The 26138-nt window shown below is 70.5% G+C and carries 20 protein-coding genes; 10 read left to right on the top strand and 10 right to left on the bottom strand.

Annotation, left to right across the window (positions count from 1 at the left end; all coding sequences use genetic code 11):
- Positions 1-59: 59 nt before the first annotated feature.
- Positions 60-404: a YbaB/EbfC family nucleoid-associated protein gene (locus EDD92_RS25970; protein ID WP_030942250.1), complete on the bottom strand. Its 345-nt coding sequence runs from the start codon at positions 402-404 to the stop codon at positions 60-62.
- A 293-nt stretch (positions 405-697) separates the two neighbouring features.
- On the opposite strand from EDD92_RS25970, the gene EDD92_RS25965 reads away from it, so the two are divergent.
- Both EDD92_RS25965 and EDD92_RS25960 read left to right on the top strand, forming a co-directional pair.
- The gene (locus EDD92_RS25965; RefSeq protein ID WP_123966505.1) at positions 698-1447 is read left to right on the top strand and encodes an SLATT domain-containing protein; all 750 of its coding nucleotides are present in this window, start codon (positions 698-700) and stop codon (positions 1445-1447) included.
- A gap of 330 nt (positions 1448-1777) precedes the next feature.
- A complete protein-coding gene (locus EDD92_RS25960) occupies positions 1778-4537 on the top strand; it encodes an ABC transporter substrate-binding protein (RefSeq protein ID WP_123966504.1) in 2760 nt (919 codons plus the stop codon).
- Between the two features lie 23 nt (positions 4538-4560).
- On the opposite strand, the gene EDD92_RS25955 is transcribed toward EDD92_RS25960, so the two are convergent.
- Positions 4561-5961 (bottom strand): M20/M25/M40 family metallo-hydrolase, encoded by a 1401-nt coding sequence (locus EDD92_RS25955; protein ID WP_123966503.1) that lies wholly within the window; start codon positions 5959-5961, stop codon positions 4561-4563.
- Positions 5962-6054: 93 nt separating this feature from the next.
- Positions 6055-7938, bottom strand: a complete 1884-nt coding sequence (locus EDD92_RS25950; protein WP_123966502.1) for a protein kinase domain-containing protein — start codon at positions 7936-7938, stop codon at positions 6055-6057.
- Positions 7939-8145: 207 nt separating this feature from the next.
- Here EDD92_RS25950 and EDD92_RS25945 point away from each other — a divergent pair, with 207 nt between their 5' ends.
- From EDD92_RS25945 to EDD92_RS25925, 4 genes are all read left to right on the top strand, one after another.
- Entirely contained in the window at positions 8146-9501 is a 1356-nt protein-coding gene (locus EDD92_RS25945) for an aspartate aminotransferase family protein (protein ID WP_123966501.1), read from the top strand.
- Between the two features lie 139 nt (positions 9502-9640).
- The gene (locus EDD92_RS25940; protein ID WP_123966500.1) at positions 9641-10342 is read left to right on the top strand and encodes a GntR family transcriptional regulator; all 702 of its coding nucleotides are present in this window, start codon (positions 9641-9643) and stop codon (positions 10340-10342) included.
- The gene (locus EDD92_RS51350; protein WP_260326757.1) at positions 10339-12912 is read left to right on the top strand and encodes a dolichyl-phosphate beta-glucosyltransferase; all 2574 of its coding nucleotides are present in this window, start codon (positions 10339-10341) and stop codon (positions 12910-12912) included. Before EDD92_RS25940 ends, EDD92_RS51350 begins: the two co-directional genes overlap by 4 nt.
- A 56-nt stretch (positions 12913-12968) precedes the next feature.
- Positions 12969-13619, top strand: a complete 651-nt coding sequence (locus EDD92_RS25925; protein ID WP_123966499.1) for a hypothetical protein — start codon at positions 12969-12971, stop codon at positions 13617-13619.
- Positions 13620-13633: 14 nt separating this feature from the next.
- Here EDD92_RS25925 and EDD92_RS25920 read toward each other — a convergent pair whose 3' ends face one another.
- On the bottom strand, positions 13634-14116 hold the full coding sequence (locus EDD92_RS25920; protein WP_123970546.1) for a poly-gamma-glutamate biosynthesis protein PgsC/CapC: 483 nt from the start codon (positions 14114-14116) through the stop codon (positions 13634-13636).
- Positions 14117-14833: 717 nt separating this feature from the next.
- On the opposite strand from EDD92_RS25920, the gene EDD92_RS25915 reads away from it, so the two are divergent.
- Entirely contained in the window at positions 14834-15784 is a 951-nt protein-coding gene (locus EDD92_RS25915; protein WP_123966498.1) for a hypothetical protein, read from the top strand.
- A 10-nt stretch (positions 15785-15794) separates the two neighbouring features.
- Here the strand turns inward: EDD92_RS25915 and EDD92_RS25910 are convergent, their stop codons facing one another.
- On the bottom strand, positions 15795-16085 hold the full coding sequence (locus EDD92_RS25910; protein ID WP_123966497.1) for a hypothetical protein: 291 nt from the start codon (positions 16083-16085) through the stop codon (positions 15795-15797).
- A 189-nt stretch (positions 16086-16274) separates the two neighbouring features.
- On the opposite strand from EDD92_RS25910, the gene EDD92_RS25905 reads away from it, so the two are divergent.
- Positions 16275-17141, top strand: a complete 867-nt coding sequence (locus EDD92_RS25905; protein WP_123966496.1) for an NAD(P)H-binding protein — start codon at positions 16275-16277, stop codon at positions 17139-17141.
- Between the two features lie 193 nt (positions 17142-17334).
- Here the strand turns inward: EDD92_RS25905 and EDD92_RS25895 are convergent, their stop codons facing one another.
- Together EDD92_RS25895 and EDD92_RS25890 are read right to left on the bottom strand one after the other, a co-directional pair.
- Positions 17335-19155, bottom strand: a complete 1821-nt coding sequence (locus EDD92_RS25895) for a bifunctional UDP-sugar hydrolase/5'-nucleotidase (RefSeq protein WP_123966495.1) — start codon at positions 19153-19155, stop codon at positions 17335-17337.
- Between the two features lie 217 nt (positions 19156-19372).
- On the bottom strand, positions 19373-20656 hold the full coding sequence (locus tag EDD92_RS25890) for an adenylosuccinate synthase (RefSeq protein ID WP_030942209.1): 1284 nt from the start codon (positions 20654-20656) through the stop codon (positions 19373-19375).
- A gap of 195 nt (positions 20657-20851) precedes the next feature.
- Here EDD92_RS25890 and EDD92_RS25885 point away from each other — a divergent pair, with 195 nt between their 5' ends.
- The gene (locus EDD92_RS25885) at positions 20852-21691 is read left to right on the top strand and encodes a diacylglycerol kinase family protein (protein ID WP_123966494.1); all 840 of its coding nucleotides are present in this window, start codon (positions 20852-20854) and stop codon (positions 21689-21691) included.
- Between the two features lie 62 nt (positions 21692-21753).
- Here the strand turns inward: EDD92_RS25885 and eutC are convergent, their stop codons facing one another.
- Together eutC and EDD92_RS25875 are read right to left on the bottom strand one after the other, a co-directional pair.
- A complete protein-coding gene (eutC, locus tag EDD92_RS25880; RefSeq protein ID WP_123966493.1) occupies positions 21754-22524 on the bottom strand; it encodes an ethanolamine ammonia-lyase subunit EutC in 771 nt (256 codons plus the stop codon).
- Complete coding sequence (locus EDD92_RS25875; RefSeq protein WP_123966492.1) at positions 22521-23903, bottom strand: ethanolamine ammonia-lyase subunit EutB; 1383 nt, start codon at positions 23901-23903, stop codon at positions 22521-22523. Before EDD92_RS25875 ends, eutC begins: the two co-directional genes overlap by 4 nt.
- 160 nt (positions 23904-24063) lie before the next feature.
- On the opposite strand from EDD92_RS25875, the gene EDD92_RS25870 reads away from it, so the two are divergent.
- The gene (locus EDD92_RS25870; protein ID WP_123966491.1) at positions 24064-25575 is read left to right on the top strand and encodes an APC family permease; all 1512 of its coding nucleotides are present in this window, start codon (positions 24064-24066) and stop codon (positions 25573-25575) included.
- Here the strand turns inward: EDD92_RS25870 and EDD92_RS25865 are convergent, their stop codons facing one another.
- Positions 25576-26073, bottom strand: coding sequence for a GbsR/MarR family transcriptional regulator (locus EDD92_RS25865; protein ID WP_123966490.1), 498 nt, complete (start codon positions 26071-26073; stop codon positions 25576-25578).
- Between the last annotated feature and the right edge of the window lie 65 nt (positions 26074-26138).

The raw sequence follows: 26138 nt of genomic DNA, 5'->3' as shown, positions 1-26138 counted from the left end.
TTCCTTACAAGTACGTACGGTAGTTGGCGGACGCCTCTCTTAGAAAGGCAGGCCGGGTCTCAGAACGGCAGGCCCGGGATACCGCTGCCGCCGCCGAGGCCCTGGGCCAGCGGGCCCAGCTTCTGCTGCTGGAGGTTCTGGGCGTTCTCGTTGGCCGCCTGGACCGCCGCGACGATCAGGTCCGCGAGGGTCTCGGTGTCCTCGGGGTCCACCGCCTTCGGGTCGATCTTCAGCGCGCGCAGCTCGCCGGAGCCGGTGACGGTGGCCTTCACCAGGCCGCCGCCCGCCTGCCCGTCGACCTCCGTCTGCGCCAGCTCCTCCTGCGCCCGCTGCAGGTCCTGCTGCATCTTCTGGGCCTGCTGGAGCAGCTGCTGCATATTGGGCTGGCCACCACCGGGAATCACGATCAGCTCCTGGTTTCGTACGGCTGTATGGGCGAGGTTTTCCCGCCTGGCACGAGCCTACGTGGTCCAGGCAGCCATCGCCCCAGCACTCTTTCGAGTGAGGTGTTGCCGAGTCCTATACCTGATCAAGACCCCCTTCCGGGCGGAATAGAGGTGAATTCAGGGGCTGAGCCACCCATTGGGCGGTAGGAAGGGTCGGGCACATCAGGATCAGGTGTCACGCAACGTGTTCGGTCGTGGTCAGCCTCGTGATCAGTCTCGTGATCAGCGTCGTGATCAGTAGGGAGTGCCGTGTGGGTCAGCCGGAGATGCAGCCCGAGGGGCCGGCTCAGGACGGGCGGGGCGAGGGTGCGGCCGGGCTGCGGCCGGGCGATCTGATCGGGCGGTCGTTCCCGCTCGGGGACTGGGGCGAGCCGGCCGAGCGGCTGCACGAGCTGTACCTGTGGGTGGAGCGCGGGGCGCTGCAGACGGCGGCCTGGTATCTCGCGGACCGGGTGTGGAAGCGGCGGGGTGCGCGGGCGCTGCGCGCGGGGGCCGCACTGGGGGCCGTGGCCGGGGCCGCGCTGCCGCTGCTGGATCTGACCGGGGTGATCGCGGGGATGGCCGCCTGGGGGTATCTGGCACTGCTGTTCGCGGTGGCGTGCGTGGCCGTGGACCGGTTCTTCGGTGTGACGTCGGGCTGGATAAGGGACGTGGCGACCGCGCAGGCCGTGCAGCGGCGGCTGCAGGTGCTGCAGTTCGACTGGGCCTCGGAGAGTGTGCGGGAGGTGCTGGGCCCCGCGGAGGGGACGGCGAGCGAGGCCGCCGAGCGGTGTCTGGCGGTGCTGCGGCGGTTCTCGGAGGACGTGACGGAGCTGGTGCGCACGGAGACGGCCGACTGGATGGTGGAGTTCCGGACCGGTTCCGCGCCGATGGGGATCCAGTCCGCCTCGGCCGGGTCCGGGCGGCAGGAGATGAGCAGTGCACAGGGGCGCTTCCAGCTGCCGCCGGCGGCGGGCTCACGGCCGAACATGCCGCGTCAGCGGCCGCCCGAGCCGCGGTGAAAGGCACTCCGCCGGCAGTGCCGAGTTGCGGCTCCGCCGCGCAGCCGCGACAGGCCGTCAATCGTCTGCGGCGCCGTCGTGTCTGGTCGCTCCCCCATCTCTCGGCCTCGCTCGAGCGGGGGGACCCCCATCGCGGCGGAGCCGCATATCGATACAGCCTCGCGCCCGTGACGGGGCGCTGCCGAAACGGTCGGGAATTGTCAGCGAACCGAGGATACTTGAAGCGCTTTCCCCGATCTGCCGCACAGCCCCCGTTCGGCCCACTAGTTTACTCAACTCGACTGTGGGCAATGTGATTTGACCTGTGCCGTCGACGGGGGGAGATCTGTGATGGCGGTACCCCGCAATGCACCGAGCGGCTTCCCCGACGACGAGGGGGCCGACGACTTCGTCCGGGAGTTCCGTCAGGTGGTGGCACCCGCGGAGCGCGAATCGCTGGCGTACACACCGCCGTTGGTGATCCTGGACGTCCAGGGCGAGGACGCCGAGTACGACGCCCGGGTGCGGCGGGTGCTCGGGGAGCTGGAGAGCGCCCTGCGCGGGAGGCGGGACGAGAAGCTGGTGCCCTACGCCCTCCCGACGGCGGCCGAGGACTCCGACCTGCTCAGCGGCGCCGCGGCCCGGGGGCTGACCTTCGGCCTGCCCAAGAACATGAAGCCGGATCGTTTCCCCGGCTTCTGGCCGCTGTGGGACTGCGTCTCGTACATACGGAGCCATGCCGGGGACGGCAGGGCTCCCGGCGCGAACGTCCTGCGCGACTACGCCCACGAGCAGCTGCGCGCACACCAGCGCCAGCGCCGCGAGGGGCGGCTGCAGGTCTTCCTGTGGGCACTCGGCGGCAGCGACTCGCCTCCGGTCGGCGGCATCCTCGGCTGGCTGGTGGGTTCCCTGTGGCACGGCCTCACGCGCACCTTTCCGCGCTGGCGCTGGGAGTGCCGCAAGACCCGCAGAATGGTCCGTTCCTGGCGGCCGCTGGGCCAGGGCCGGCAGCGGTGGCTGGGCGACGTCCTCGGCATGACCGGCGGCACCGAGACCGTCTTCGCGGTGATGGACGAGGTGGCGGACCGGCAGATGCCCCGGCTCCGGCTGGACCTCGACCACGAACGGCACCAGGAGTCCCTGCTCGCCCTCGAGCACCTGCTGACGCGCGCCCTGCTGGAGGACCTGAAGAGACCCGCCGTCGGCAGAGTGCTGCCCGTACGACGCCGCAGAACCGCCCGGCCCGTCCTGCTGGTCCCCCTCCCCCGCCCGGGGAAGCCCGGCGCCCAGGCCGTGGAGCGCTTTCTGCGCGCCTTCCATCAGGAGCGGGCCAACACCGCGGGGGCTCCCGGCCCCCTGGTCATCGCGGTCGGCCGGCCCTCGGCGCAGTTGCAGAGGGATCTGGGCGGCCCGCAGGAGAGCAGCCTCCGGCAGGCGGGGCGGCTGATCCAGCCGCAGGAGCGCACGAACCCCGGTCCGCCGGTTCTGGTGCGTCTGCAGGACGAGCCGTTCACCCGCGACGGGCTGTACATCCGCCCGAGTTCCCCGACCTCGTTCCGCCTCAGCGGGAACGCGGTGACGGCGGGCGTGACGGGCACCACCGTGGCCGTGGCCGTCATCCTGGTCGGCCTGGGGCCGATGGAGCTCGTCGGGCCCCCGTCCTCCGACACCTGCGTCGGCGGGAACCTGGCCGCGGGCGGCACCAAGTACGCGCAGCCCGTCACCCTGGACCCCAAGCGGTGGTACGACGAGACGCGCGCCGAGATCGGGCAGCAGAACAAGGTGGCGGAACGATTCGCCGCCCAGGGGCGCACGGTCCGTACCGTCGTCGCCTTCGGCTCGGGCGTCCCGTCCGCCGACCGGGAGACCCTCTTCGACGGGACCATTCCCGAGCTGCGCGGCATCGCGATGTGGCAGCGGGACCTGAACGCGCAGGCGGCCTCCGACGACTCGCTCGTGCCGCTGCGCGTCGACGTGCGCTCCACCGGCAAGGGTTTCGTCAACGCCGAGGCGGCGGCCCGTACGCTCGTCGACCAGATCAAGAAGGGCGCGTTCGGCAAGGACGGCAAGGACTACGAGAAGGTCATCGGCGTCCTCGGGTACGCTCAGAGCAAGACGTGGACGCAGAACGCTCTGAAGATCCTCGACGAGGTCGAGCTCCCCGTGGTCGGCACGACCGCCACCGCGGACGAGATGCTGGTCAGCCCGAACTACTGGCCCTTCACCCCGCTCAACAGCACCGAGGCGCAGATCGCGGCGGACTTCGCGGACAAGTTCCCCGTCGTGGCGCGCACCGGGTCCGGCGGCTGCGAGCGCGCACAGCACGCCGTGGTGATCCAGAGCTCGGCGGATCTGTACAGCAGCAGCCTCGCGGCGAAGTTCCAGAAGGACTTCTCCGGCTCCAGTGAGCTGGTCAACTTCTCGCAGGAGGGCGACTTCACGGGCGCCCCCGCAGGTACGCCGAAGATCACGAGGCCGACCGATCTCGCCGACACGGTCTGCAGTGCGCTCGGCTCCAACGAGTCGACGGTCGTCTACTGGTCGGCGCGCGCCCGTGACTTCACGGCCTTCGTCGACGCCCTGGACACCCAGGGGACGTGCACGCACAGCGACGTGACCGTGCTGGGCGGCAACGAGCTGACCAACGTGGCGCTGACCGGCGCGTTCAACGACAAGAAATGGCTCAGGCTGTACTACTCCGCGCACCGGCTGCCCGCGAACGACCCCCGCGCGGACGACAAGACGAAGCAGTTCGCAGCGGAGTACGACGCGTTCGTGCCCGGGCCCACGAAGGACGACCCGTGGCGCGACGACGGGCACTCGGCGGTCGCGTACGACGCCTTCCACGTGCTGTCGAAGGCCGCCGACATGGCGCGCTCCGACAAGGGCGACGTCGCTCCGAACGCCATGCTCACCGCGCTGCGCGGCGGCGTCGTCTTCGGCGGGGCGACCGGCTATGTGTCGTACCCGCAGGGAGGCGGCATGCCGCCGACCGACAAGACGCTGGTGCTGCTGCGCCAGTCGGGCAGCGGCCCGCTCGTCGCGGAGGCCTGCGGTGCCTACCGGCAGGGCGAGAAGAGCCAGAACCAGGGCTCTCCCTGCGCGCAGTGACCGTACGGGAGTGAGCCGGGCGGTCAGGACTGCGGGGCGGGGAACGCCACCGGGCTTCTGTTGCCCGCCCGGTTCACCGCCCGTACGCCGAAGAACACGTTGTCCTTCGACAGGTCCACCTCGTACGCGGTGACGTACCCGGCGGGGATCACATGCGTCCACTCCGGTGCCGTCGTCTCGCGCCACACGATCTCGTAGCCCGCCAGGTCGGGTTCCGTGCCCCGCGTCCACACCAGCCGGGTGGAGTTGGTCAGGGAAGAGGTCACGATCTTCGCTCCGCGGGGCGTGCCCGGGGCCTGGGCGAGGGTCCACAGAGCGGCCGCATTGACCCGGGCGACCCGCTCGACGAAGTCGAAGTCGCAGAACTCCGGCAGGTCGCCGTACTGCTTGCCGGTCTCGTCGACGCGGACGTCCTGGTGCTGGTGGGCGAAGTCCTCGGCCGGTTCGGTGAAGCGGGCGGCCGGGTAGGCGCGTTCGAGGAAGGGGATGTGGTCGCCGCCGCGGAGGTAGCGGTCGCGGCGGTACACGACACGGAGTTGCATGCCGGTCGCGTCGTTGTCGGCGACGTCCCGCACGAAGCGGGCGAGCTGGCGGGAAGGGGAGTCGTTCTCGCCGCCCACCGACCTGCGAATCGCGGCCTGCTCCGGGGTCTCCGAGCTCGGGACGCCCTCCGCGAACAGCCGGATCGTGTACGGGTCCTTCGTGCCGTCGTCCGCCGTCGAGCTGCCGACGATGTCGTTGGTGAACATCCCCTGCACGTCCGTGCCGGCCGCCTTCAGCTGCTGGGCCAGATACGTCGATCCGTACAGGCCCTGCTCCTCCCCCGCCACCGCCGCGAACACGATCGTCGAGGCGGGCCGCCTCTTCGCCATCACCCGCGCCAGCTCCAGTACGACGGCCACCCCGGACGCGTCGTCGTCCGCGCCGGGCGCGTCGGAGGTGGCGTTCATGACGTCCGTGACCCGGGAATCGTAGTGCCCGGAGACGACGTACACGCGCTCGGGCGTGACCGAGCCGCGCAGGGTCGCCAGCACGTTGGTGATCTTCGTGGCGGTGGGGATGCGGGACGCCGGTTCCTGGACGTACGACTGGAGTTCGGCCGTCATCCGGCCCCCGGAGGCGGCGGCGCAGGAGCGCAGCTCGGCGAGGAGCCAGTCACGGGCGGCGCCGATGCCGCGGTCCGGGTCGTCCTGGGCGGAGAGGGTGTGGCGGGTGCCGAAGGAGACGAGTCTGCGGACGGCGGCCTCGATGCGGGCGGCGTCCAACTCACGCAGCAGCGAGCGGAGTTCGCGGCTCGGGGGCTGTGCGGTGACGGGCGGGCGGTGGCCCTGTGCGGCCGCTTCGGCCGGGCCCGCCGCCGCGAGCGCTGCCGCGCCCGCCGCCGACGCGGTCAGGACCGTTCTCCTGGTGGGGCTGGGACGCATGTGTCCTCCCGGGGCAGCCGATGCCGACACTCCCGCTCATCGTCATGGACACGCCACTACGACACAAGGGCGCCCGTCAGCCCCTCACGCGCGTCACTGCCTGGTGTACTTCAGCTTCTCGCCGTTGCTGGTGTTCTCGCGCTGCAGGCTGCCGTCCGACAGCAGGCTGATCTCGGTGGCGTCGCCCGGCTTGCAGTAGCCGGAGTCGCCGGACGTCACGGTGGACGGGCCGATCTCCAGGGGGCCGTCGCTGCCCGGTGCCGCGGTCAGATCGGCCTGGAACACGCAGTGATAGGTGCCGTTGCTGGTGGGGCCGTCGGCGACGAGGGAGAGGACCGCGTCGCCCACCTTGCCCTGCTGGATGGTGAGTTCGCGGGTGTTCTCGCCGTCGGCGTTGGTGATGGTGGCCGTCCAGGTGCCCAGATAGCCGGTGGGGACCACACCGTTCGAGGGTGCGGAGGTGGTGGGCTGCGCGGTCGTCGGGGTCGTCCCGCTCGGCTCGGGCTTCGAGGGTGCACCGGTGGTCGGGGCCGGGCTCGGCTTGTTGTCGGCCTTGTCGCCGCTGCCGTTCATGAGGGCGTAGACCGAGCCGCCGGCGCCGAGCGCGACGATCAGGGCGACGGCGATCAGCGCCACGGTGGAACGGCCGCTCCGGCGGGGCGGTTCCTGCGGGGCGTGCGGGACCGGGCCGGTGTAGGACGGGCCGTAGGGCGGGGTGGAGCCGAGGCCACCGTAGCCGCCGGGTTGTTGGGGGTAGCCGTAGGCGCCGGGCTGCTGCGGCGGGTAGCCGTAGGCGGGCTGCTGGGGGTGCTGCTGCGGATAGCCGTAGGCCGGGGGTGTCTGCGCGGGGGCGGGCGGGGGTGTCGGTGCGGCCTGGCCCGCGACCATCGTGGGCAGGTGGTTCAGCGGGGCGCCGCTGCCCGGCTGCCCGGGCGGGGGCGGTCCGGCGGGTGTGCCCGGTTCCGGTGCGGAGTCGTCGGCGGCGGAGGCGTGCTCGGGCGGGGCCTCGGGAGCCGCCTTCTGCAGCGAAGGTCCGCCGGGCACCGCCGCACCCTCCTCGGGGTCTTCCGCGTCCAGCAACTGCACGGCGTGACGGCCCAGTTGGGCGACGAGTGCGCTCGGTAGCCAGGGGTCGCGCGAGCGTCCGCCGAGCACGATGTCCTCGGCCCCCGTGCGCTCCAGCACCGCCTCCAGCGTCGGCCGCGCGCCCGGGTCCTTCTTCAGGCAGTCCCGTACGAGGTCGGCGATGCCCTCGGGCACCCCCTCCAGGTCGGGTTCCTCCTGGGCGATGCGGAACATCAGGGCGTGCACACCGCTGTTGGCGCTGCCGAACGGGAGGTGGCCGGTGGCGGCGTAGGCCAGCACGGAGCCCAGGCAGAAGACGTCGCACGCGGGCGTGATCCGGTCGCCGCGCACCTGCTCGGGGGCCATGAAGCCGGGCGACCCGACGAGAGCGCCGGTCCGCGTCAGCCCGCCGTCCGTGACGGTCTCCAGCGCCCGCGCGATCCCGAAGTCGATGACCCGCGGCCCGTCGATGGTGACGAGCACATTGGACGGCTTCAGATCGCGGTGGATGATCCCGGCGGCATGGATGTCCTGCAGCGCGTGCGCGAGCCCGGCCGCGAGGATGCCCACCGAGCGCTCGGGCAGCGCCCCGTGGTCGCGCCCCACGACCTGCTGCAGGCTGGGCCCGGCGACGTACCCGGTGGCCACCCACGGCACCGCGGCCTCGGTGTCGGCGTCGAGCACGGGCGCCGTCCAGTGCCCGCCGACCTGCCGCGCGGACTGCACCTCCTGCCGGAACCGCGCCCGGAACTCCTCCTGCGCGGCCAGCTCCTCCCGCACCAGCTTCACGGCGACCGTACGGCCCCGGTCCGAACGGGCGAGATACACATGCCCCATGCCCCCGGCGCCGAGCCGGGCCAGCAGCCGGTACGCCCCGATGCGCTGCGGGTCCCCCGCTGCGAGCTTCTCCATGGCTGCGCCGCCTTCCCCCCGTAGGTGCAACAGACCGAGAATAGTGCGGTCGCCGGGGTAGTCGCCGTGAGCGGTGTCTACGGTTCCGTAACGCCGCGGCCGTCACCCCCGCCGAGCCGCGGGCCCGACAACCTGTCGCGGAAACCCCCACATGCCAGACAGGAAGCCGATACCGAACAGGCACCGCGGGCTCCTACGCTCGCCGCCATGACCCCTCAGCCAAACCCCCAGGCCGGCGCCGCCGTGAAGGCCGCGGACCGTGCTCATGTGTTCCACTCCTGGTCCGCGCAGGAGCTCATCGACCCGCTCGCCGTCGCCGGTGCGGAGGGGGCGTACTTCTGGGACTACGACGGCAAGCGGTACCTGGACTTCACCAGTGGGCTCGTCTACACCAACATCGGCTACCAGCACCCGAAGGTCGTCGCCGCGATACAGGAGCAGGCCGCACACCTGACGACGTTCGCGCCCGCCTTCGCCATCGAGGCCCGTTCGGAGGCGGCCCGGCTGATCGCCGAGCGGACCCCGGGCGACCTGGACAAGATCTTCTTCACCAACGGCGGCGCGGACGCCGTGGAACACGCCGTACGGATGGCGCGGCTGCACACCGGGCGGCCGAAGGTCCTGTCCGCCTACCGCTCCTACCACGGCGGCACCCAGCAGGCGATCAACCTCACCGGGGACCCGCGCCGTTGGGCCTCCGACGGTGCGGCCGCCGGAGTCGTGCACTTCTGGGCGCCGTACCTCTACCGCTCGCGCTTCTACGCCGAGACCGAGGAGCAGGAGTGCGCGCGGGCGCTGGAGCACCTGGAGACCACGATCGCCTTCGAGGGGCCGGCCACCGTCGCCGCGATCATCCTGGAGACCATTCCCGGCACCGCCGGGATCATGGTGCCGCCGCCCGGCTACCTCGCCGGTGTGCGGGAGATCTGCGACAAGTACGGCATCGTCTTCGTCCTGGACGAGGTCATGGCCGGGTTCGGGCGGACCGGCAAGTGGTTCGCGGCCGACCTGTTCGGTGTCGTACCCGACCTCATGACCTTCGCCAAGGGCGTGAACAGCGGCTATGTGCCCCTCGGCGGGGTCGCCATCTCCGGCGCGATCGCGGAGACCTTCGGGAAGCGGGCCTACCCGGGCGGTCTGACCTATTCCGGGCACCCGCTGGCCTGCGCCGCCGCCGTCGCGACGATCAACGTCATGGCGGAGGAGGGTGTGGTCGAGAACGCCGGGCACCTGGGCGAGACCGTCCTCGGTCCGGCGCTGCGCGAGCTCGCCGAGCGGCACCCGAGCGTCGGCGAGGTGCGGGGTGTCGGCATGTTCTGGGCGCTGGACCTGGTGAAGAACAAGGAGACGCGCGAGCCGCTGGTGCCGTACAACGCGGCCGGTGAGGCGAACGCGGCGATGGCCGCCTTCGGCGCCGCCGCGAAGAAGCACGGCATCTGGCCCTTCATCAACATGAACCGCACCCACGTCGTGCCGCCCTGCAACGTGAGCGAGGCCGAGCTGAAGGAGGGCCTCGTGGCGCTGGACGCGGCACTGTCCGTGGCGGACGAGTACACAAAGTAGCGGCTCGCGACCGCTGAGAAACCGCCTCGAACGGCCACTGCTACGCGGGTAAACAGCCGGAGGTCGAACGCGTAAGGTGGCGTGCTCGTAGATAGGTATACGTGCACGCCACCCGACGCGACGAGGAGACGCCCGACCCATGCCCGGCAGCAGCGGCAACGGCTCCGTGACCCGCAGCACCCTGCGGCAGCAGATCGCCGACGCGCTTCGCGACGAGGTTCTCGCGGGGCGGCTCCAGCCGGGTCAGGAGTTCACGGTGAAGGAGATCGCCGAGCAGTACGGGGTCTCCGCGACGCCCGTGCGCGAGGCGCTCGTCGACCTGTCCGCGCAGGGACTCCTCGACGCCGACCAGCACCGCGGCTTCCACGTCCACGAGTACTCGGTCGCCGACTACCGCGGCATCGTCGAGGCCCGCAGCCTGGTCACCGACGGCATGTTCATCGCCCTGGACAAGGACCAGGACCGTTTCCCGCCGCACGACGAGACCCGTGCCGTCGCCGCCCTCGCCGGGGTCCGGCGCCGCGGCGAGGAGGCGCAGCGGGCCTCGCTGGCCGGCGACCTCACCGTGCTGATCGGCTACGACCTGCGCTTCTGGCACGAGCTCGGCACCCTCTTCGGCAACCCCTATCTGGCCGACTTCCTGCACCGGCTGCGCGTCCAGTCCTGGGTGTGCGCGGTGCAGCATCTGCGCCGGCTGTCCGATCTGCGCGGGGCCCTGTGGTGCGGCCACACCGACCTGGTCGACGCCCTGGCCAAACGCGACACCAGGACGGCGCGCGCGATCATCGCCTCGTACAACGAACACTCGCTGGCCCTCATCGAGCGGCTGGCTGACGAATGACGAAGCCGTCCAGGAGCAGACCTGCCTGGGCCGTGGACCTCACCGTCGTCATCCCCGCCTTCAACGAGGAACAGCGCCTCGGCCCCACCCTCGACGCCGTCATCCGCTATCTGCGCGAGAACGAGGGCCGGTGGGGCGAGTGGGAGGTCGTCGTCGCCGACGACGGGTCGACGGACACCACGCGGGACGTCGTCACGGGCCTGAAGGAGCCCCGCGTCCAGCTCGTCACCAGCGCTCGTCACCACGGCAAGGGCAACGCCCTGCGTCTGGGCGTCGCCGCCTCCCGCGGGCGGCGCGTACTGGTCACGGACGCCGATCTCGCGGCCCCGATCGAGGAGCTGGAGCAGCTCGACAAGGCGCTCGGCGAGGGGAACGCGGCGGCGATCGGCTCCCGCTCCGTGCCCGGCGCGACGATCGGGAACCGTCAGCACCCGCTGCGCGAACTGCTGGGCCGCGCAGGGAACTTACTCATACGCCGCACCACCGTGCCCGGCATACGGGACACCCAGTGCGGCTTCAAGCTCTTCGACGGCGAAAAGGCCCGCGAGGCCTTCGCCGCCTCCCGGATCAACGGCTGGGGAATCGACGTCGAGGTCCTGCGGCACTTCCACCGTGCCGACTGGCAGGTCGCCGAGGTCCCCATCCGCTGGTCCCACCAGCCCGGCTCGAAACTGCGCCACCTCGACTACGTCCGGGTCCTCGCCGAACTGACCCGGCTGCGTGCCCGGTCCCTGCGCCCCGCGGACGTCTTCGCCGTCACCCTCTTCCTCCTCATGTCGATGGCCCTGTATTCGGGCCGCCTGTTCGACCCGGACCACCGCTACCTCCCCGACTCCCTCCAGGACCAGAACCAGTGGGAGTGGTTCTTCGACGTCACTGCCCACAACCTCGCCCACCTGCACAACCCCCTCTTCTCCGACCTGCAGGGCTTCCCCGACGGCGTGAACCTCATGGCCAACACGGTCATGCTCGGCCTCACCGTGCCGTTCACCCCGCTCACCCTCCTGGCGGGGCCGGCGGTCTCCCTCAGCGTCGTGATGACGCTGGGCCTCGCCGTGACCGCGGCCGCGTGGTACTGGCTGATCGTTCGACGCGTTGTACGGCGGCGGTCCGCTGCGTTCGTCGGCGCCTCGCTGGCCGCGTTCGCGCCGCCGATGGTCAGCCATGCGAACGCGCACCCCAACTTCGTGGTGCTGTTCATGATTCCGTTGATCATCGATCGGGCCCTGCGGCTTTGCTCCGCAGGTAGTGCCGGGATTGGTCGTCGGTCGACTGACGGGCCGTCGTGGCTGGTCGCGCCCCGCGGCGGAGCCGCTGATCGATACAGCCCCGCGCCCCTTCAGAGCGCTGCCGAACCGCAGCCGACATCACCAGGCCCCAGAGTCGTCCGGGACGGGGTTGTTCTCGGGCTGATGGCGGCGTACCAGGTCTTCCTCGGGGAGGAACCCCTGCTGCTCGCGGCCATCGGCATGGTCCTGTTCGCGGGTGCCTACGGCCTCGTGTGCAGGGACGTGGCCCGAGCCGCCTGGAGGCCGCTGCTCAAGGGGCTGGCGATCGCCGCCGCGGTCTGTCTGCCGCTCGTCGCGTACCCGCTGTTCTGGCAGTTCGCCGGACCGCAGAGCTACGCGCACATGCCGCACAGCAACAACTCGGGCAACAGCCCCCTCGCCCTGCTCTCCTTCGCCGAACGCTCCCTGGTCGCGGGCAGCGCCCAGCGCGCGAACGCCCTCTCGCCCAACCCCACCGAGCAGAACGCCTTCTACGGCTGGCCGCTGGTCCTCCTCGCCTTCGCGATCGTCGTACGGCTGTGGGAGCAGGCCCTGGTGAAGGCGCTGGCGGTGACGGCGGTCGGCGCGGCGCTGCTCTCGCTCGGCCCCGAGTTCCGCATCCCGATGACGGACAAGGTCTACCCGGGGCCGTGGGCGCTCCTCGCCAAGCTGCCGCTGTTCGAGTCGGTCATCGAGGGCCGGGTCGCGATGATCTGCGCCCCGGTGCTCGGCATGCTGCTCGCCGTGGCGCTGGACCGGCTGACGGCGACCCGCACCCCGGGCACCCAGTACCTCGGCCTGCTCGGCGTCTGCCTGGCCCTGCTCCCGCTGGTCCCGGCCCCGCTGAAGACGGCCGAACGCCCCGCGACACCCGCCTTCTTCACCGACGGGGCGTGGCAGCCGTACGTCCGAGGGGGCGAGTCCCTCGTCACGGTGCCGCTGCCCGACGCCGGCGACGCGGAGGCGCTGCACTGGCAGCAGCAGGCCGGCCTCGGCTTCAGGCTCCCCGGCGGCTACTTCAACGGCCCCTACGGCAGCGACCGCACCGGCATCTACGGCGCCTCCCCCCGCTACACCTCCGACCTGCTGCGTGACGTCGGCGACACGGGCGTGGTCCCGAAGCTCGATGCGACCTGGCGGGCACAGGCCCGGCTCGACTTCGCCTACTGGAGGGCAGGAGCCCTGGTCGTGGCGCCCGGGCCGCACGACGAGCCACTGCGCAGGGCCGTCACCGAACTTGTGGGCCGGGACGGGAAGTGGGTGGCCGGGGTATGGGTATGGGACCTGCACGATGGGAGCTGACCTGAGGCGACACCGATTACCCTGCCTTGACCGACTTGCCGTGTGAGGAGCCTTCTTTGGCCTGTGACCTGTGGCTGGTACCGCTCGTCGACGTGTTGTGCCACACCCCCGACAATCCGTTCGCCGAGGAACTCGCGCAGTACAACAACGTGCTGACCGCCGCCGGGCTGCCTCCGGTGCCGGTGTACCAGTACATGCCCGGCCTGTCCGGGGAGGTCGCCCCGGTGGCCGGCTTCGACTACGACGCGCTGCACTTCCTGCGCCGTGTCTACCTGCTCCAGGTGTGCGGGCTGCCGGTGACGCCGGTCGACGAACTGGGCGGCGACTACGAGCAGTTGCTGGAGATGTTCGAGGCGACGGCCCAGCAGTCGCACCTCGTCTGGCACTACGACCACGCGGGCGCCTACGTCCCCGTGGACTTCCCCCAGCCCCTGTCGAACGACGAGCTCCTCGCCGGCGGCGGCCCGCTGGGCTCTGCCCAGGCCCTGCTGCGTGAACTGGAGTACGTCGCCCCGTCGATCGGGATAGATCCGGCCAACCCTCCGACGCCACCGGAACCACCGCGCGCCCCCACGGAGCTGGAGGAGCCCGCCGTCCCCGCGCCGTACGACCCCAGTCCCTTCGCCCGCGAACGCCATGTGTGGCTCGGCCTGCACGCGGCGGCGACACGGAGCCTGGCCCAGGGGTCGATGATCGTCTTCAGCTGACGCTCAGAGGCTCGTCAGACGCTGGGCAGCTCGACCAGCAGGGCGCCCGTGGCCAGCACGATGTACGCGCAGACCGTGACCGATGTGGTCGCCAGCAGCGTGGCGCGCGGCGGCTGACGCACCAGCTGGTAGGCGATCAGGCCGGGCACGATGTAGCCGAGCGTCTGGTGGCTGAAGAGGTACGGGAACTGGTGCTGGAGGGCGAGACACAGCGCCCCCTGGATCAGCACACCGCACATCACCGCGGCCGCGAACAGCCGCTTGCCGTAAAGGATCACCAGACGCTGCAGCACCCGTGTGCAGCCGTACGTCACCGCGCTCACCCCGAGCACCATCACGAACAGCCGCAAGTCCCAGAACAGGGTCAGCGCCAGCCAGCCGGGGGTGATCATGCCGCCGGGCGAGAGGTGCGAGGTGAGGTAGCAGATCAGCGAGAAGAACAGGCCGAGTCCGATGCCGATCGCGGCCATGCCGGGGCTGAGGTCGGCGGGGATCACAGGTCGTTGCCTTCGTTGTATACGTATCCGGAATCGGTGCTGCGTGTGCGCTGAGCGGAGAGGGTGAGGCAGGTCGGCGGTGAGCGCGTCGGGGTCGCGGTCCTCGCCGCCGAGGTCGACGACGCGTCCGCCCCGGTCGGCGCGGATGCCGTCGCGGGCGCTCTTGGTGGGGTGGCCGACGCCACTTGCCGCAGCCGGACGCAAGGGAGGCCGGCACGGCGTCCGGGGACTTCCGCCCGCCCCGCTCCAGCAGCGAAACGGCGTCGTGCAGATCCGCCGAACTCTGCTCCGGGGAGGCGCCCGGAGAACGGGCGGAATCGACGGCGAAATCGCCCTGTGAATCGACGATCGCGCCTGAAACCGCCTGGCCGTCGGATTTCCCGACTGCGAACGAGGCACGTAGGGAAACAGAAACCAGCAAGAACAGCAGAACCGCTACGGGAGGCCGGAGACCGCCGAGCAACGGCAGGTCCACACGCCTTCGCCGCAGCAGGCGCCGACGACGGGCTGGCCCGCCTGACTGCCTGCATGGAATCACTCCTGAGCGGGGGACCAGAAGGGCAGGTGAATTTCCCGGACCGAAAGGCCCGGGTAAGCGCCCTGCAAGACGAAGGAAAGAGCGGACAGGTTCATCAACGCGAGCAAATCAATGCCCGGTTGCCACTGTGATCGACCCCACGCCATTCACAGCCAACCAGGGTCTAGGCTCGGCGCATCATGCAATTCGCGAGCGAGTTCCAGCCACGCCGCCGCGCCCTCCTGATCGCCCTCGCCGCGGTGGGCACGGCGGCCGCCGTGCCGACGACGTACGCCCTTCTCACCCCGGACTCCCCCGCCCCCGGCCCGAGGCTCCGCCTCACCGACGAACTCCGTGAGTACGTCGACCACTTCCCCCGCAACGGCGGCTACCGCACCCCCACCAGCAGCGAACGCACGGCCGTGGCCGAGTCCGTGACGGGCACCCTTCGAGGCAGTCGCTCCCTCGCCGCGCAGCACCTGCTCCGGCAGATCGACTACCGCCTGATGAGGCATCAACTGGCGGACTCCGGCCGCGAGGTGGCCGAGATCGCCGAGCCGGCCGAGCACGGGGTGGGGACAGGCCGCGGCTGGGGCAGGGTCTACGTGGACCTCAGCACCCCGGTCCGCTGGAGCGTTCAGATCCCGCATCCGCGCTCCGACCTGCACACCGAGCTGATCGGCGCCGACCTGTTCGCCCGGGTGCCCGGCGGCGTGCTCGTCCTCGCCGGTGCACCCCGCGACGCCGCCCCGGGCCGCACGGCCGACATGGCCCATCGCAGCCGTACGGTCTTCAACGCGGTGTGCGAAGCGCTGGTCACCCGGCGTGTCCCGGCCCTCCAGGTGCACGGATTCGCCGATGCCAGCTCCCCGGGCCACGACGTGGTGCTCTCGACGGGTCCCGCCGACCGCACACCCACGGCCCGCGCGGCGGCCGACCGGATCGAGGCGCAGGGCTTCACGGTCTGCCGGGCCTGGTCCGGCGACTGCGGCGGGCTGGAGGGCAGGACGAACGTCCAGGCCGGTACGGCCGCCGACCTGGGCGTCGACTTCCTGCACGTGGAGAACAGCTACAGCCTCCGCTCCACCCCGGCGGCCCGCTCCCGTCTGGTCACGGCGCTCGCCGAGGTCGCGCGGGGCTGGTCGGCCTGATCACACGTGATCAGTGCACCTGGGAGATGCCCTTCTCGACGTCTTCGAGGTTCATCAACGGGGTGTAATCGACCCTGGCCCCCAGGTTGAGGAAGAACGGCTCGCTGATGACCGGCATCTGGGAGACGTCCTGCAGGTCGAAGACCAGGAAGGCGGTGCGTTCGCCCTCGTCGGCGGTGAAGTAGGCCGCTTCGGGCTTGATCTGCTCCACCGACGACTGGATCAGCTTCCCGAGGGTGCCGTTCCGGATGGCCTCGTTCGACCTCTCCGTGTCGAAGTGCGCCCTGAGCAGTACACGCATGACTCTCACCTTCTTCTGGTCGGCGCAGACACGTGTACACCTCCACCGTATGCCCGACTTGTACACCATGCCCTGTCATGCCTCGTGGGTGCTCCCTGCTCCCCAGGAAGCAGAACAGCTGCCTCCCCGCGTGCGACGCGGCGGGCGGCCGGTGCGCGCAGGCTGGGGTCACGACGAGAGGAGACGGTGATGATCCTGGTGACCGGGGCGACCGGGCACGTGGGCGGCGAGCTGGTACGACGGCTGACGGCCGCCGGCCACCCGGTACGGGCGATGACCCGCCGCCCGGCCGAGGCAGAGCTCCCGGCCGACGCCGAGGCGGTGTACGGCGACGCGGACGACCCGGCGAGCCTGGACGCCGCGTTCGCGGGCGCGGAGGGCGCCTTCCTGATGTCGGCGCAGGGCGTCGGCACGGCCCCCGGCCCGACCCACGACCTCGCGCTCGCCGAGGCGGCGGCAAGGGCGGGGGTGCGACGCCTCGTGAAGCTGTCCGTCCTGGACGCGGGCGCGGGCTCGGACGTGATCGCCCGCTGGCACGCCGAGGCGGAGGCCGCCGTGACGGACCCGTCCCGCGCCTGGGCGTGGACCCTGCTGCGCCCCGGCCGCTTCATGTCGAACGCCCTGCAGTGGGCGGGGCAGTTGCGCGCGGGCGACGAAGTGGCCGTCCCCTTCGCGGACCGCCCGGCGGCGAGCATCGACCCGGCGGACCTGGCGGAGGTGGCAGCACTGGCTCTCACCCCGGCCTCGACCGACGAACACGCCGGTAAGGCCTACGAGTTGAGCGGCCCGCAGTCCCTGACCCCGAGGCAGGAACTGGCCATCCTGGGCGAGACCCTGGGCCGCGACCTGCACGTCCGCCCGGTCCCGGACGAGGCGGCCCGCGCGGGAATGACCGAGTACGGATTCCCGCCCGAGGTCGTCGACGCGATCATGCAGCGGACGCTGGAGAGCGACCGTGGCGCGGAGGTCCTCCCGACGGTGGAGAAGGTCCTGGGCCGCCCGGCGCGGACGTTCGCTAAGTGGGCGGGGGCGCACGCGGGGGCGTTTTCGGGCTGACGTGGTTGAGGGGCGCCCGCCGAACGGGCGCCCCTCCTCCACGGGCTCAACACTGCTTCAGTCGCCGACGACAACCCGGACAGCCCGGTACTGGAAGCCGTCCTGCTCAGCGGCTTCCCATTCGAGGGTCACCTTCTCCCCCGCCGCGAGAGACCGGAATCCCTCCATCTCCACGGCGGAGAAGTGGGCAGGGCTACGAGAACACCGCCGTCCCGTCCTGTGTCAGCTTCCAGTTGGTGACCGCGAAGTCCTTCGGGTCCAACGCACCCTTGGCCGTCACGTAGTCGATCATCAGCTGGCGGATCTCGTTGGTCGAGCTGTACGCGGTGTCGGCGGTGGCGATGTGCGGGTAGCCGGAGCCGCCGTTCGCGCGGTAGTTGTTGACCGCGACGACGAAGACCTGGTCGTCGGCGACCGCCTTGCCGTTGTACGTGAGGTTCTTGATCCGCGAACCCTCCGCCTGCGCGATGTCGATGTCGTACGAGACGCCGGCGGCCGTGTCGTACATGTAGTCCCAGAAGTTGTTGGCGTTGGTCAGCGTCGCGGTGTCGACCTTCGTGCCCGACGGGACCTGGTGGTAGTACTTCGCCGCGAACTCCAGGTAGTCCTTGAGCTGGGCGCCCGTGAGCTTCTTGCCGTAGAGCGTGTTGTCGTAGATGTAGAGCCCGGCGATGTCCTTGATGGTCACGCTCCCGGCCGGGATGTCGGCGGTGCGGCTGAACGGCGCGGCGACCGAGATCAGGGGCAGCGCGGCGTCGCTCGTCGACAGCCCCGCCTTCACCGACTGCATCTGGACCTGGTGGATGAAGTCCATGATCGGGACGTCCTTCCAGCAGGACTCCGCCGCCGGGAGGTCCTGAGTGCAGGTGCCCACGGCCGTGTTGACGTACTTGACGACGAGGTCGTGGTCGGCCTTCAGCAGCCGGGTGATCTCCGGGTCCTCCTCGACGCCCTTCGGGTCGAGGGTCTGGGCCGCCTTCTTCGTCACCTTCCACTGACCGTGGTGCAGTTCGAGCTCGAAGTCGAAGACGGTGAGGCGGTAGCCCCAGCAGTACGGCTCGGAGAGGAGGACGTCCTCGCCGGTCTCCTCGTTCTTGACGGTGTAGGAGGAGACCTCCTTGTGCGTGTGGCCGACCAGGATCGCGTCGATGCCGGGGACCTGCTCGGCCACCAGGTTGGAGGCGTTCTCGACGTACGGGAGCGCGTCGCCCCAGGAGGTCGACCCGTCGAGGCCGGAGTGGTCCGTCAGGAAGACGACGTCACACCCCAGCGCACGCAGCCGCGGCACGTACTTCTTCGCCTGCTCGACCAGGCCCGGGAAGACCATCTTTCCGCTGACGTTGTCCTTGTCCCACAGCGCGATACCGGGGTTGGTCAGGCCGAGGATGCCGACCTTGATGTCGGGGGCGCCGGGCACGCAGATGCGCTTCACGGTGTACGGGTGGAAGGCCGGCCGCAGGGTCTTCGCGTCGAGGGCGTTCGCGCCGAGCAGCGGGAAGTGGCACTGCTTCTCGAACTTGCGCAGCGTCTCGATGCCGTAGTTGAACTCGTGGTTGCCGAGGGCGGCGGCGTCGTAGCGCATGTGGTTCATGGCGACGGCCATGGGGTGCTTGGGCCCCTTCTTGCCGTCCTTGCCGGTGATCGGGTCGACCCGGGCGAAGTAGTACGCGAGGGAGGTCCCCTGGATGATGTCGCCGGCGTCGACGAGCAGGACGTGCTCCTCGCCCTTGGCCGCGCGCTGCTGCTTGATGAGGGTGGCGACACGGGCGACACCGACGGAGTTGCCGGCCTTGTCGCTGTAGGCGGCGTCCTTGTAGTAGTCCCAGTCGAAGACGTGGCTGTGCAGGTCGGTGGTGCCCAGGATGGAGAACGACCAGGTCTTGGGGTGCTTCCCCGGCTTCCGGTCGGCGGCTTCGGCGGTGCCGGTGCCGACCGCTCCCGCGGCGGCCACTGCCGCACCGGTGACGGCCGACTTCTTCACGAACTCCCGGCGGTTCAGCGGATTGACGGGCATATGGGGTCTCCTGGGCTGGGGTGACTCGGGCTACGGAGGAGTCGTGCGGGGACTACACGGTGACTACACGCGTAGATCGTGGTCGCCCTTTGCCCCGGCGGAAACCAGGAAAAGACCATGTCCAGGTCAAGGATGGGCATGACATGACAACGCCCCCGGCCGGCCGAAGCCGCACCGGGGGCGTTGAACAGTCGGTCGAGCAACCCTGCGGGAAACGCTAGATGAACGAGTTGATCTCGATCGTCTCGTCCCGGCCGGGGCCGACGCCGATCGCGGAGATCGGCGCGCCCGACATCTCCTCGAGCGCCTTGACGTAGTTCTGCGCGTTCTTCGGCAGGTCGGAGAAGGACTTCGCCTTGGTGATGTCCTCGGACCAGCCGGGCAGGGTCTCGTAGACCGGCTTCGCGTGGTGGAAGTCCGACTGCGAGTACGGGAGCTCCTCGACGCGCCTGCCGTCGATCTCGTACGCCACGCAGACCGGGATCTCCTCCCAGCCCGTCAGGACGTCGAGCTTGGTGAGGAAGAAGTCGGTCAGGCCGTTCACCCGGGTCGCGTAGCGGGCGATGACGGCGTCGAACCAGCCGCAACGCCGGTCACGGCCGGTCGTCACGCCCCGCTCGCCGCCGATGCGGCGCAGCGCCTCGCCGTCCTCGTCGAACAGCTCGGTCGGGAAGGGACCCGAACCGACGCGGGTCGTGTACGCCTTCAGGATGCCGATGACCCGGCTGATCTTCGTGGGGCCGACACCGGCGCCGGTGCAGGCGCCGCCCGCGGTGGGGTTGCTGGAGGTCACGAAGGGATACGTGCCGTGGTCGATGTCGAGCAGCGTGCCCTGGCCGCCCTCGAACAGGACCACCTTGTCCTGCTCCAGCGCCTGGTTGAGGACGAGGACCGTGTCGGCGACGTACGGCGCGAGCTTGTCGGCGTAGCCCAGCAGCTCCTCGACCACCTGGTCGATGGCGATCGCTCGGCGGTTGTAGAGCTTGGTGAGGATCTGGTTCTTGACGTCGAGAGCCGCCTCCACCTTCTGGGTGAGGATGGACTCGTCGTAGAGATCCTGTACACGAATACCGACGCGGTTGATCTTGTCCGCGTAGGTCGGGCCGATGCCGCGCCCGGTGGTCCCGATCTTCCGCTTCCCGAGGAAGCGCTCGGTCACCTTGTCCACCGTCACGTTGTACGGCGTGATGATGTGAGCGTTACCGCTGATCAGGAGCTTGGACGTGTCGACGCCGCGCTCGTTCAGCCCGTTCAGCTCGGAGAACAGGACCGACGGGTCGACGACGACACCGTTGCCGATGACCGGGGTGCACCCCGGGGACAGGATTCCGGAAGGGAGCAGGTGGAGGGCGTACTTCTGATCGCCCACGACTACCGTGTGGCCGGCGTTGTTGCCGCCCTGGTAGCGCACCACATAGTCGACGGATCCGCCTAGCAGGTCCGTCGCCTTTCCCTTGCCTTCGTCACCCCACTGAGCACCGAGCAGCACAAGTGCGGGCACGCGCGTACACCCCTTCCGGGCGGGGCATGTCCAAGGTCAGGGGCGTACGCGTAAGGTTCACCGCCGCGTGCACCGCGGCCGTCGTTGGCCGCAAACCGTCGGACCGGATGCCCCGGAATAGACGAAGCCCCTGGCGCAATAGCGCAAGGGGCTCTTGCACAAAGATGCTACCCGAGGAAGCGAGGCAGGACCGAGGTGGTGACTTCCGCGACTTCCGATCAGCTGTTGGTGGTCATCGATCCGGTCGCCCGGCGGACGGACGGGGAGTCGGTACGCATCGCAAAAGACGTGCTCAGCGCGGGTGCGCACACAAAGGTGTGTCTGCCGGACAGCCCGGAGGAGTTCGCCCGGGCACTGGCCCGGCGGGGGTCGAGACGGCCGGTGGTCGTGGGCGACGACCGCGCCCTGGTCCGCGCGGTGTCCCTTTTGCACCGGCAGCGGGAGCTGGCCGGATGTGCACTGTCGGTGGTGCCGGTGGGCAGTCTGCTGTCCGTGGCACGTTCCCTGGGGGTGCCCACCGGGGCGGTGGCGGCGGCGCGGGCGGTCCTCGACGGGGCCGAGCGGCGCCTGGACCTGCTGGTGGACGACAGCGACGGGGTGGTGCTGGGCGCGCTCCGCATCCCGCCGGTATCTGCCCAGGGGCACGAGCGGTCGCCGTCACTGGAGGCGGGCCGCCCCTGGCTGCGCACCGCCCAGTCCCTCGTACGCACCCTGGTCCCCGCCCGCGAGACCACGGTCCCGGCACCCCGGCCCGCCCGGCTGCGCGTGGAGGTCGACGGCGTGACCCTGCTGGACCTGGACCAGCCGGTGGAGGCGGTGTCGGTGACGGCGGGTGACTCCGGGCTGGCCGAGGTCGAGGTACGGCCGCTGTCGGTGGGCGCGGAGGCCTCCCCGGTACGGGCCCAGGGCCGGACCGTGAGCGTCTCCGGTGCGGACTTCCGGTACCGGGCCGATGCGGGCGTGTGGGGGCCGGTACGGAGGCGGACGTGGACGGTACGGGAGGGGGCGCTGGGGCTGGTGCTGCCCGGGGCGTGAACCGGAAAACCAGGGGCGGCCCGAGGAGGGGCCCGGTTACGCCGCCCGGCACCAGCCACCACTCAGAGTAGCCGACCGATCACATCAAGCTGATCGTTTTCGTCCTTGAGCTCCACCCCCGTCCGCCCCAGCTCCCGCCCCCTCCCCATCAACCCCGCCAGCTTCCCCGCCGCCACCTCGTACGTCAGTCCCAGCGGCGGCCTGATGTTGCTCAGGCAGTTCCTGTCCGCGTCCGTGGTCACGCCCGGCACCGGCCGGTACGTCAGATACGCCCCCAACGAGTCCGCCGCCGACATCCCCGGCCGTTCCCCGACCAGGACGACCACCATCGCCACACCCATCGCGGACGCGATGTCGTCACCGAGAGCCACCCGCGCCTGTTCCGCCAGCACCACCGGTGCCACGCTCCACCCCGGCAGCCGCGCCACCGTCTCCCGCACCACCGCCGCCGCGTGCTCGTGCACCGCCCGGCTGGACAGCCCGTCCGCAACGACGAACACGACATCCCACTCGCCGCCGGGGAGATGCGCGCGGTCCGTCGCATCCAACCGCCGCCCCAGGTCGGGCCGTTGCAGATACGTCAGCCGGTCACGCGCCGCACTGCGCACCCGTACCGTCGGCATCCCGCCCAGCCCCGCCGCGACCACCTCCGGCGCGAACGGCGAGTGCACCGCGTCCCGCGCCGCCGCGTGCGCGGTCTGGAGTTCAAGGCGGTGGCGGGTCGGCAGCGCCGAGCCCGCGCGGCCCAGCCCGATACGGGCCTGGGTATGCCTGCGCATCGCCGCCCACAGGGGCAGGTCGCCGGCAGGTACTGCTACTTGATCGGCCGTCATGCCACCAGTTCCCTTCCGATCGCCGTCAGCGGATGGGACGTCACCTCGCGGATCCCGCCCCGCTCGTCCAGCAGCCCGCTCGACTCCAGCCAGGCCTCGAACTCCGGTGCCGGGCGCAGGCCGAGGACCTCGCGGAGGTACAGCGCGTCGTGGTACGAGGCCGACTGGTAATTCAGCATGATGTCGTCGCCGCCCGGCGTGCAGATCACGAAGGACGCGCCCGCGACGCCGAGCATCGTCAGCATGGTCGCGACGTCGTCGTCATCGGCGTCCGCGTGGTTCGTGTAGCAGATGTCCAGGCCCATCGGCAGGCCGAGCAGCTTGCCGCAGAAGTGGTCCTCCAGGGCCGCCCGGAGGATCTGGCGGCCGTCGTACAGGTACTCCGGGCCGATGAAGCCCACCACCGTGTTCACCAGCAGCGGGTCGTAGCGGCGCGCCACCGCGTACGCCCGCGCCTCCACCGTCTGCTGGTCCACCCCGTGGTGCGCGTCCGCCGACAGGGCGCTGCCCTGGCCGGTCTCGAAGTACATGACGTTGCGGCCGACCGTCCCCCGGTCCAGCGCGAGCGCCGCCTCGTACGCCTCGTCGAGCAGGCCCAGCGTCATGCCGAAGGACGCGTTCGCCGCCTGCGTGCCCGCGATGGACTGGAAGACCAGGTCCACCGGTGCGCCCCGTTCCATCAGGTCCACGCTCGTCGTGACATGGCACAGGACGCAGGACTGGGTGGGGATCGCGTACCGGCCGATCACTCCGTCCAGCAGCTCCAGCAGCTCCCGTACCGCCTTCGGGCTGTCCGTCGCCGGGTTGATGCCGATCACCGCGTCGCCGGAACCCAGCAGCAGTCCGTCGAGCAGCGCCGCCGCCACTCCCGCGGGGTCGTCGGTCGGATGGTTCGGCTGCAGCCGCGTCGCGAGCCGCCCCGGCAGCCCGATCGTCGAGCGGAAGGCGGTGACCACCCGCACCTTCCGGGCCACGGCCACCAGATCCGCGTTCCCCATCAGCTTGGACACCGCGGCGACCATCTCCGGCGTCAGCCCGGGGGCCAGCGCCGTCAGGGCCTGACCGTCCGCCGCCAGCAGCCACTCCCGCAGCTCTCCGACCGTCAGCCCGGCCACCGGCGCGAAGGCAGCGGCGTCATGCGTGTCGAGGATCAGCCGGGTCACGTCGTCGGTCTCGTAAGGGATCACCGGCTCGGTCAGGAAGGTCGCCAGCGGCACCTCTGCGAGGGCCCAGCGCGCGGCCACCCGTTCCCTGGCACTGCCGGCGGCGAGTCCGGCGAGACGGTCACCGGAGCGCTCGGGACTCGCGGCGGCGAGCAGGCGCGCGAGGGAGTCGAAGCGGTGGCGCTCGCCGCCGAGAGTGGCCGTGTATGTGCTCATGACGGCGACCGTACGAGGGGCGTGTTGCCGCCAGATTTCTAAAGGTCTGGTTGACAAACATTTAACGCCCGGACACCCTTGACCGACTCATTCGGGCTACAGAGTTCCGGTCCAGTGCACCAACGGATCACCACGGATCACCAGGAGAGGGGCCACCCCGATGGCAGTGGACGAGGGCGTCGCCCCGGCGGCGAAGACGGACGGCGACGGCACGGTTCACCGGCTGAAGCCCAACGCGGTCGGCCTGCTCGGCGTGGTCTTCATGGCCGTCGCGACCGCCGCCCCGATCACGGCGATGACGGGCAACGTGCCCTTCATGGTGTCGTCCGGCAATGGCATCGGCGCCCCGGCGAGCTATCTCGTCGCAATGGTCGTCCTGGCAATCTTTTCCATCGGCTTCACCTCGATGGCGAAGCACATCACGTCGACGGGCGCCTTCTACGGCTTCATCTCCTACGGCCTCGGACGCACCGCGGGCCTGGCGTCGGGCCTCCTCGCGACCTTCGCGTACGCCGTGTTCGAGCCCGCGCTGATCGGCATCTTCTCGACCTTCGCCACCGGAACCCTCAAGGACCAGACGGGACTCGACATCCCGTGGTGGGCCTTCGCACTGCTGATGCTCGCCGTCAACGCGACGGGCACCTGGTTCGGCGTCTCGGTCGCCGAGAAGCTCCTGGTGGTCCTGCTCGGCACCGAGGTGACGGTCCTCGCGGCGATGGCGATCTCGGTCGCCCTGCACGGCGGCGGCCCGCACGGCTTCACCTTCGGCCCGGTCAACCCCGTCAACGCCTTCAAGGGCACGTCCGCCGGCCTCGGCCTCTTCTTCGCCTTCTGGTCCTGGGTCGGCTTCGAGTCGACGGCGATGTACGGCGAGGAGTCCCGCGACCCGAAGAAGATCATCCCCAAGGCCACGATGATCTCGGTCCTCGGCGTCGGCGTCTTCTACGTCTTCGTCTCCTGGATGGCCATCATCGGCAACGGCGAGACCGAGGCCGTCAAGGTCGCCTCGTCGGCGAACCCCCTTGCCCTGTTCTTCAACCCCACCGAGCACTACGTCGGCCACTGGGCGGTCGACCTCATGCAGTGGCTGATGATCACCGGCTCGCTCGCCTGCGGCATGGCCTTCCACAACTGCGCCGCCCGCTACATGTACGCGCTGGGCCGCGAGGGCGTCCTCCCCTCCCTGAAGAACACCATCGGCCGCACCCACCCCCGGCACGGCTCCCCGCACATCGCGGGCCTGGTGCAGACGGTGGTCAGCGCCGTACTGATCCTCGCGTTCTGGGCCACGAGCAAGGACCCGGCGAACGCCCTCTACGTCCTGCTCGCCATCCTCGGCACGATGGCGATCCTGATCGTGCAGGCGGTGTGCTCCTTCGCGGTCCTCGTCTACTTCCGCAAGAACCACCCCGAGAGCCGGCACTGGTTCAAGACGTTCACCGCCCCGCTCGTCGGCGGCATCGCGATGCTCGCCGTGGTGCTGCTCCTGGTGTCCAACATGAGCGTCGCGGCCGGCTCGGAGTCCGGCTCGCTGCTGCTGAAGGCGACGCCGTGGCTGGTGGCCCTGGTCGCGGCGACGGGCATCGGGTACGCGCAGTACCTCAAGCGCCGGTCGCCCGAGCGGTACGCGCTGCTGGGGCGGACGGTGCTGGAGGAGACCAAGGAGCGGTAACTACCGGTCCCCGAAGGTCCGTTGGCGGTGCACCCGCCACCGCTCCATCATGGCCGAGACCTCGCCCTCGACGAACTCGAAGAAGGCGAGCGTCTCGGCCATGCGGCGTCCGGCGGGCGTCTCGGCCCCCAGGCTGTTCACGCCGTCGCGCAGGGCGACCTCCCACCGCTTGATGACGGCCTCGCGGTTGGTGAGGGCCTCGTACCACTGGTCGCCGTGCACCCGGTAGCGCTCCCGGCGCGAACCGGGCTCCCGCTCGCGCGAGACCATGTGTGTCATGGTCAGATAGCGCACCGCGCCGGAGACCGCCGCCGGGCTGATCTGCAGTTGCTCCCCCAGCTCGGCCGAGGTCATCGAGGCCTCGTCAGAGGCGAGCAGTGCGGCGAAGACGCGGGCGGGCATGCGCTGCATCCCGGCCTCGACGAGCTGCGCCGCGAAACTCTCCACGAACTTCGAGACCGCTTCCGGGTCCCGCCCCACCGCCTTCGACTCCGCCATGGTCACCAGCCTAACCGGGCTTCATAGGCTTTATACGCTTCCTTACCTTCACAAATTTCTGAAAG

Origin of the sequence: Streptomyces sp. TLI_185, from assembly GCF_003814765.1 — a bacterium.
In the GTDB taxonomy this organism is placed as follows: Bacteria; Actinomycetota; Actinomycetes; order Streptomycetales; family Streptomycetaceae; genus Streptomyces.
The sequence above is the reverse complement of the archived record's forward strand: the minus strand, read 5'-3'. Positions and strand labels throughout refer to the sequence as shown.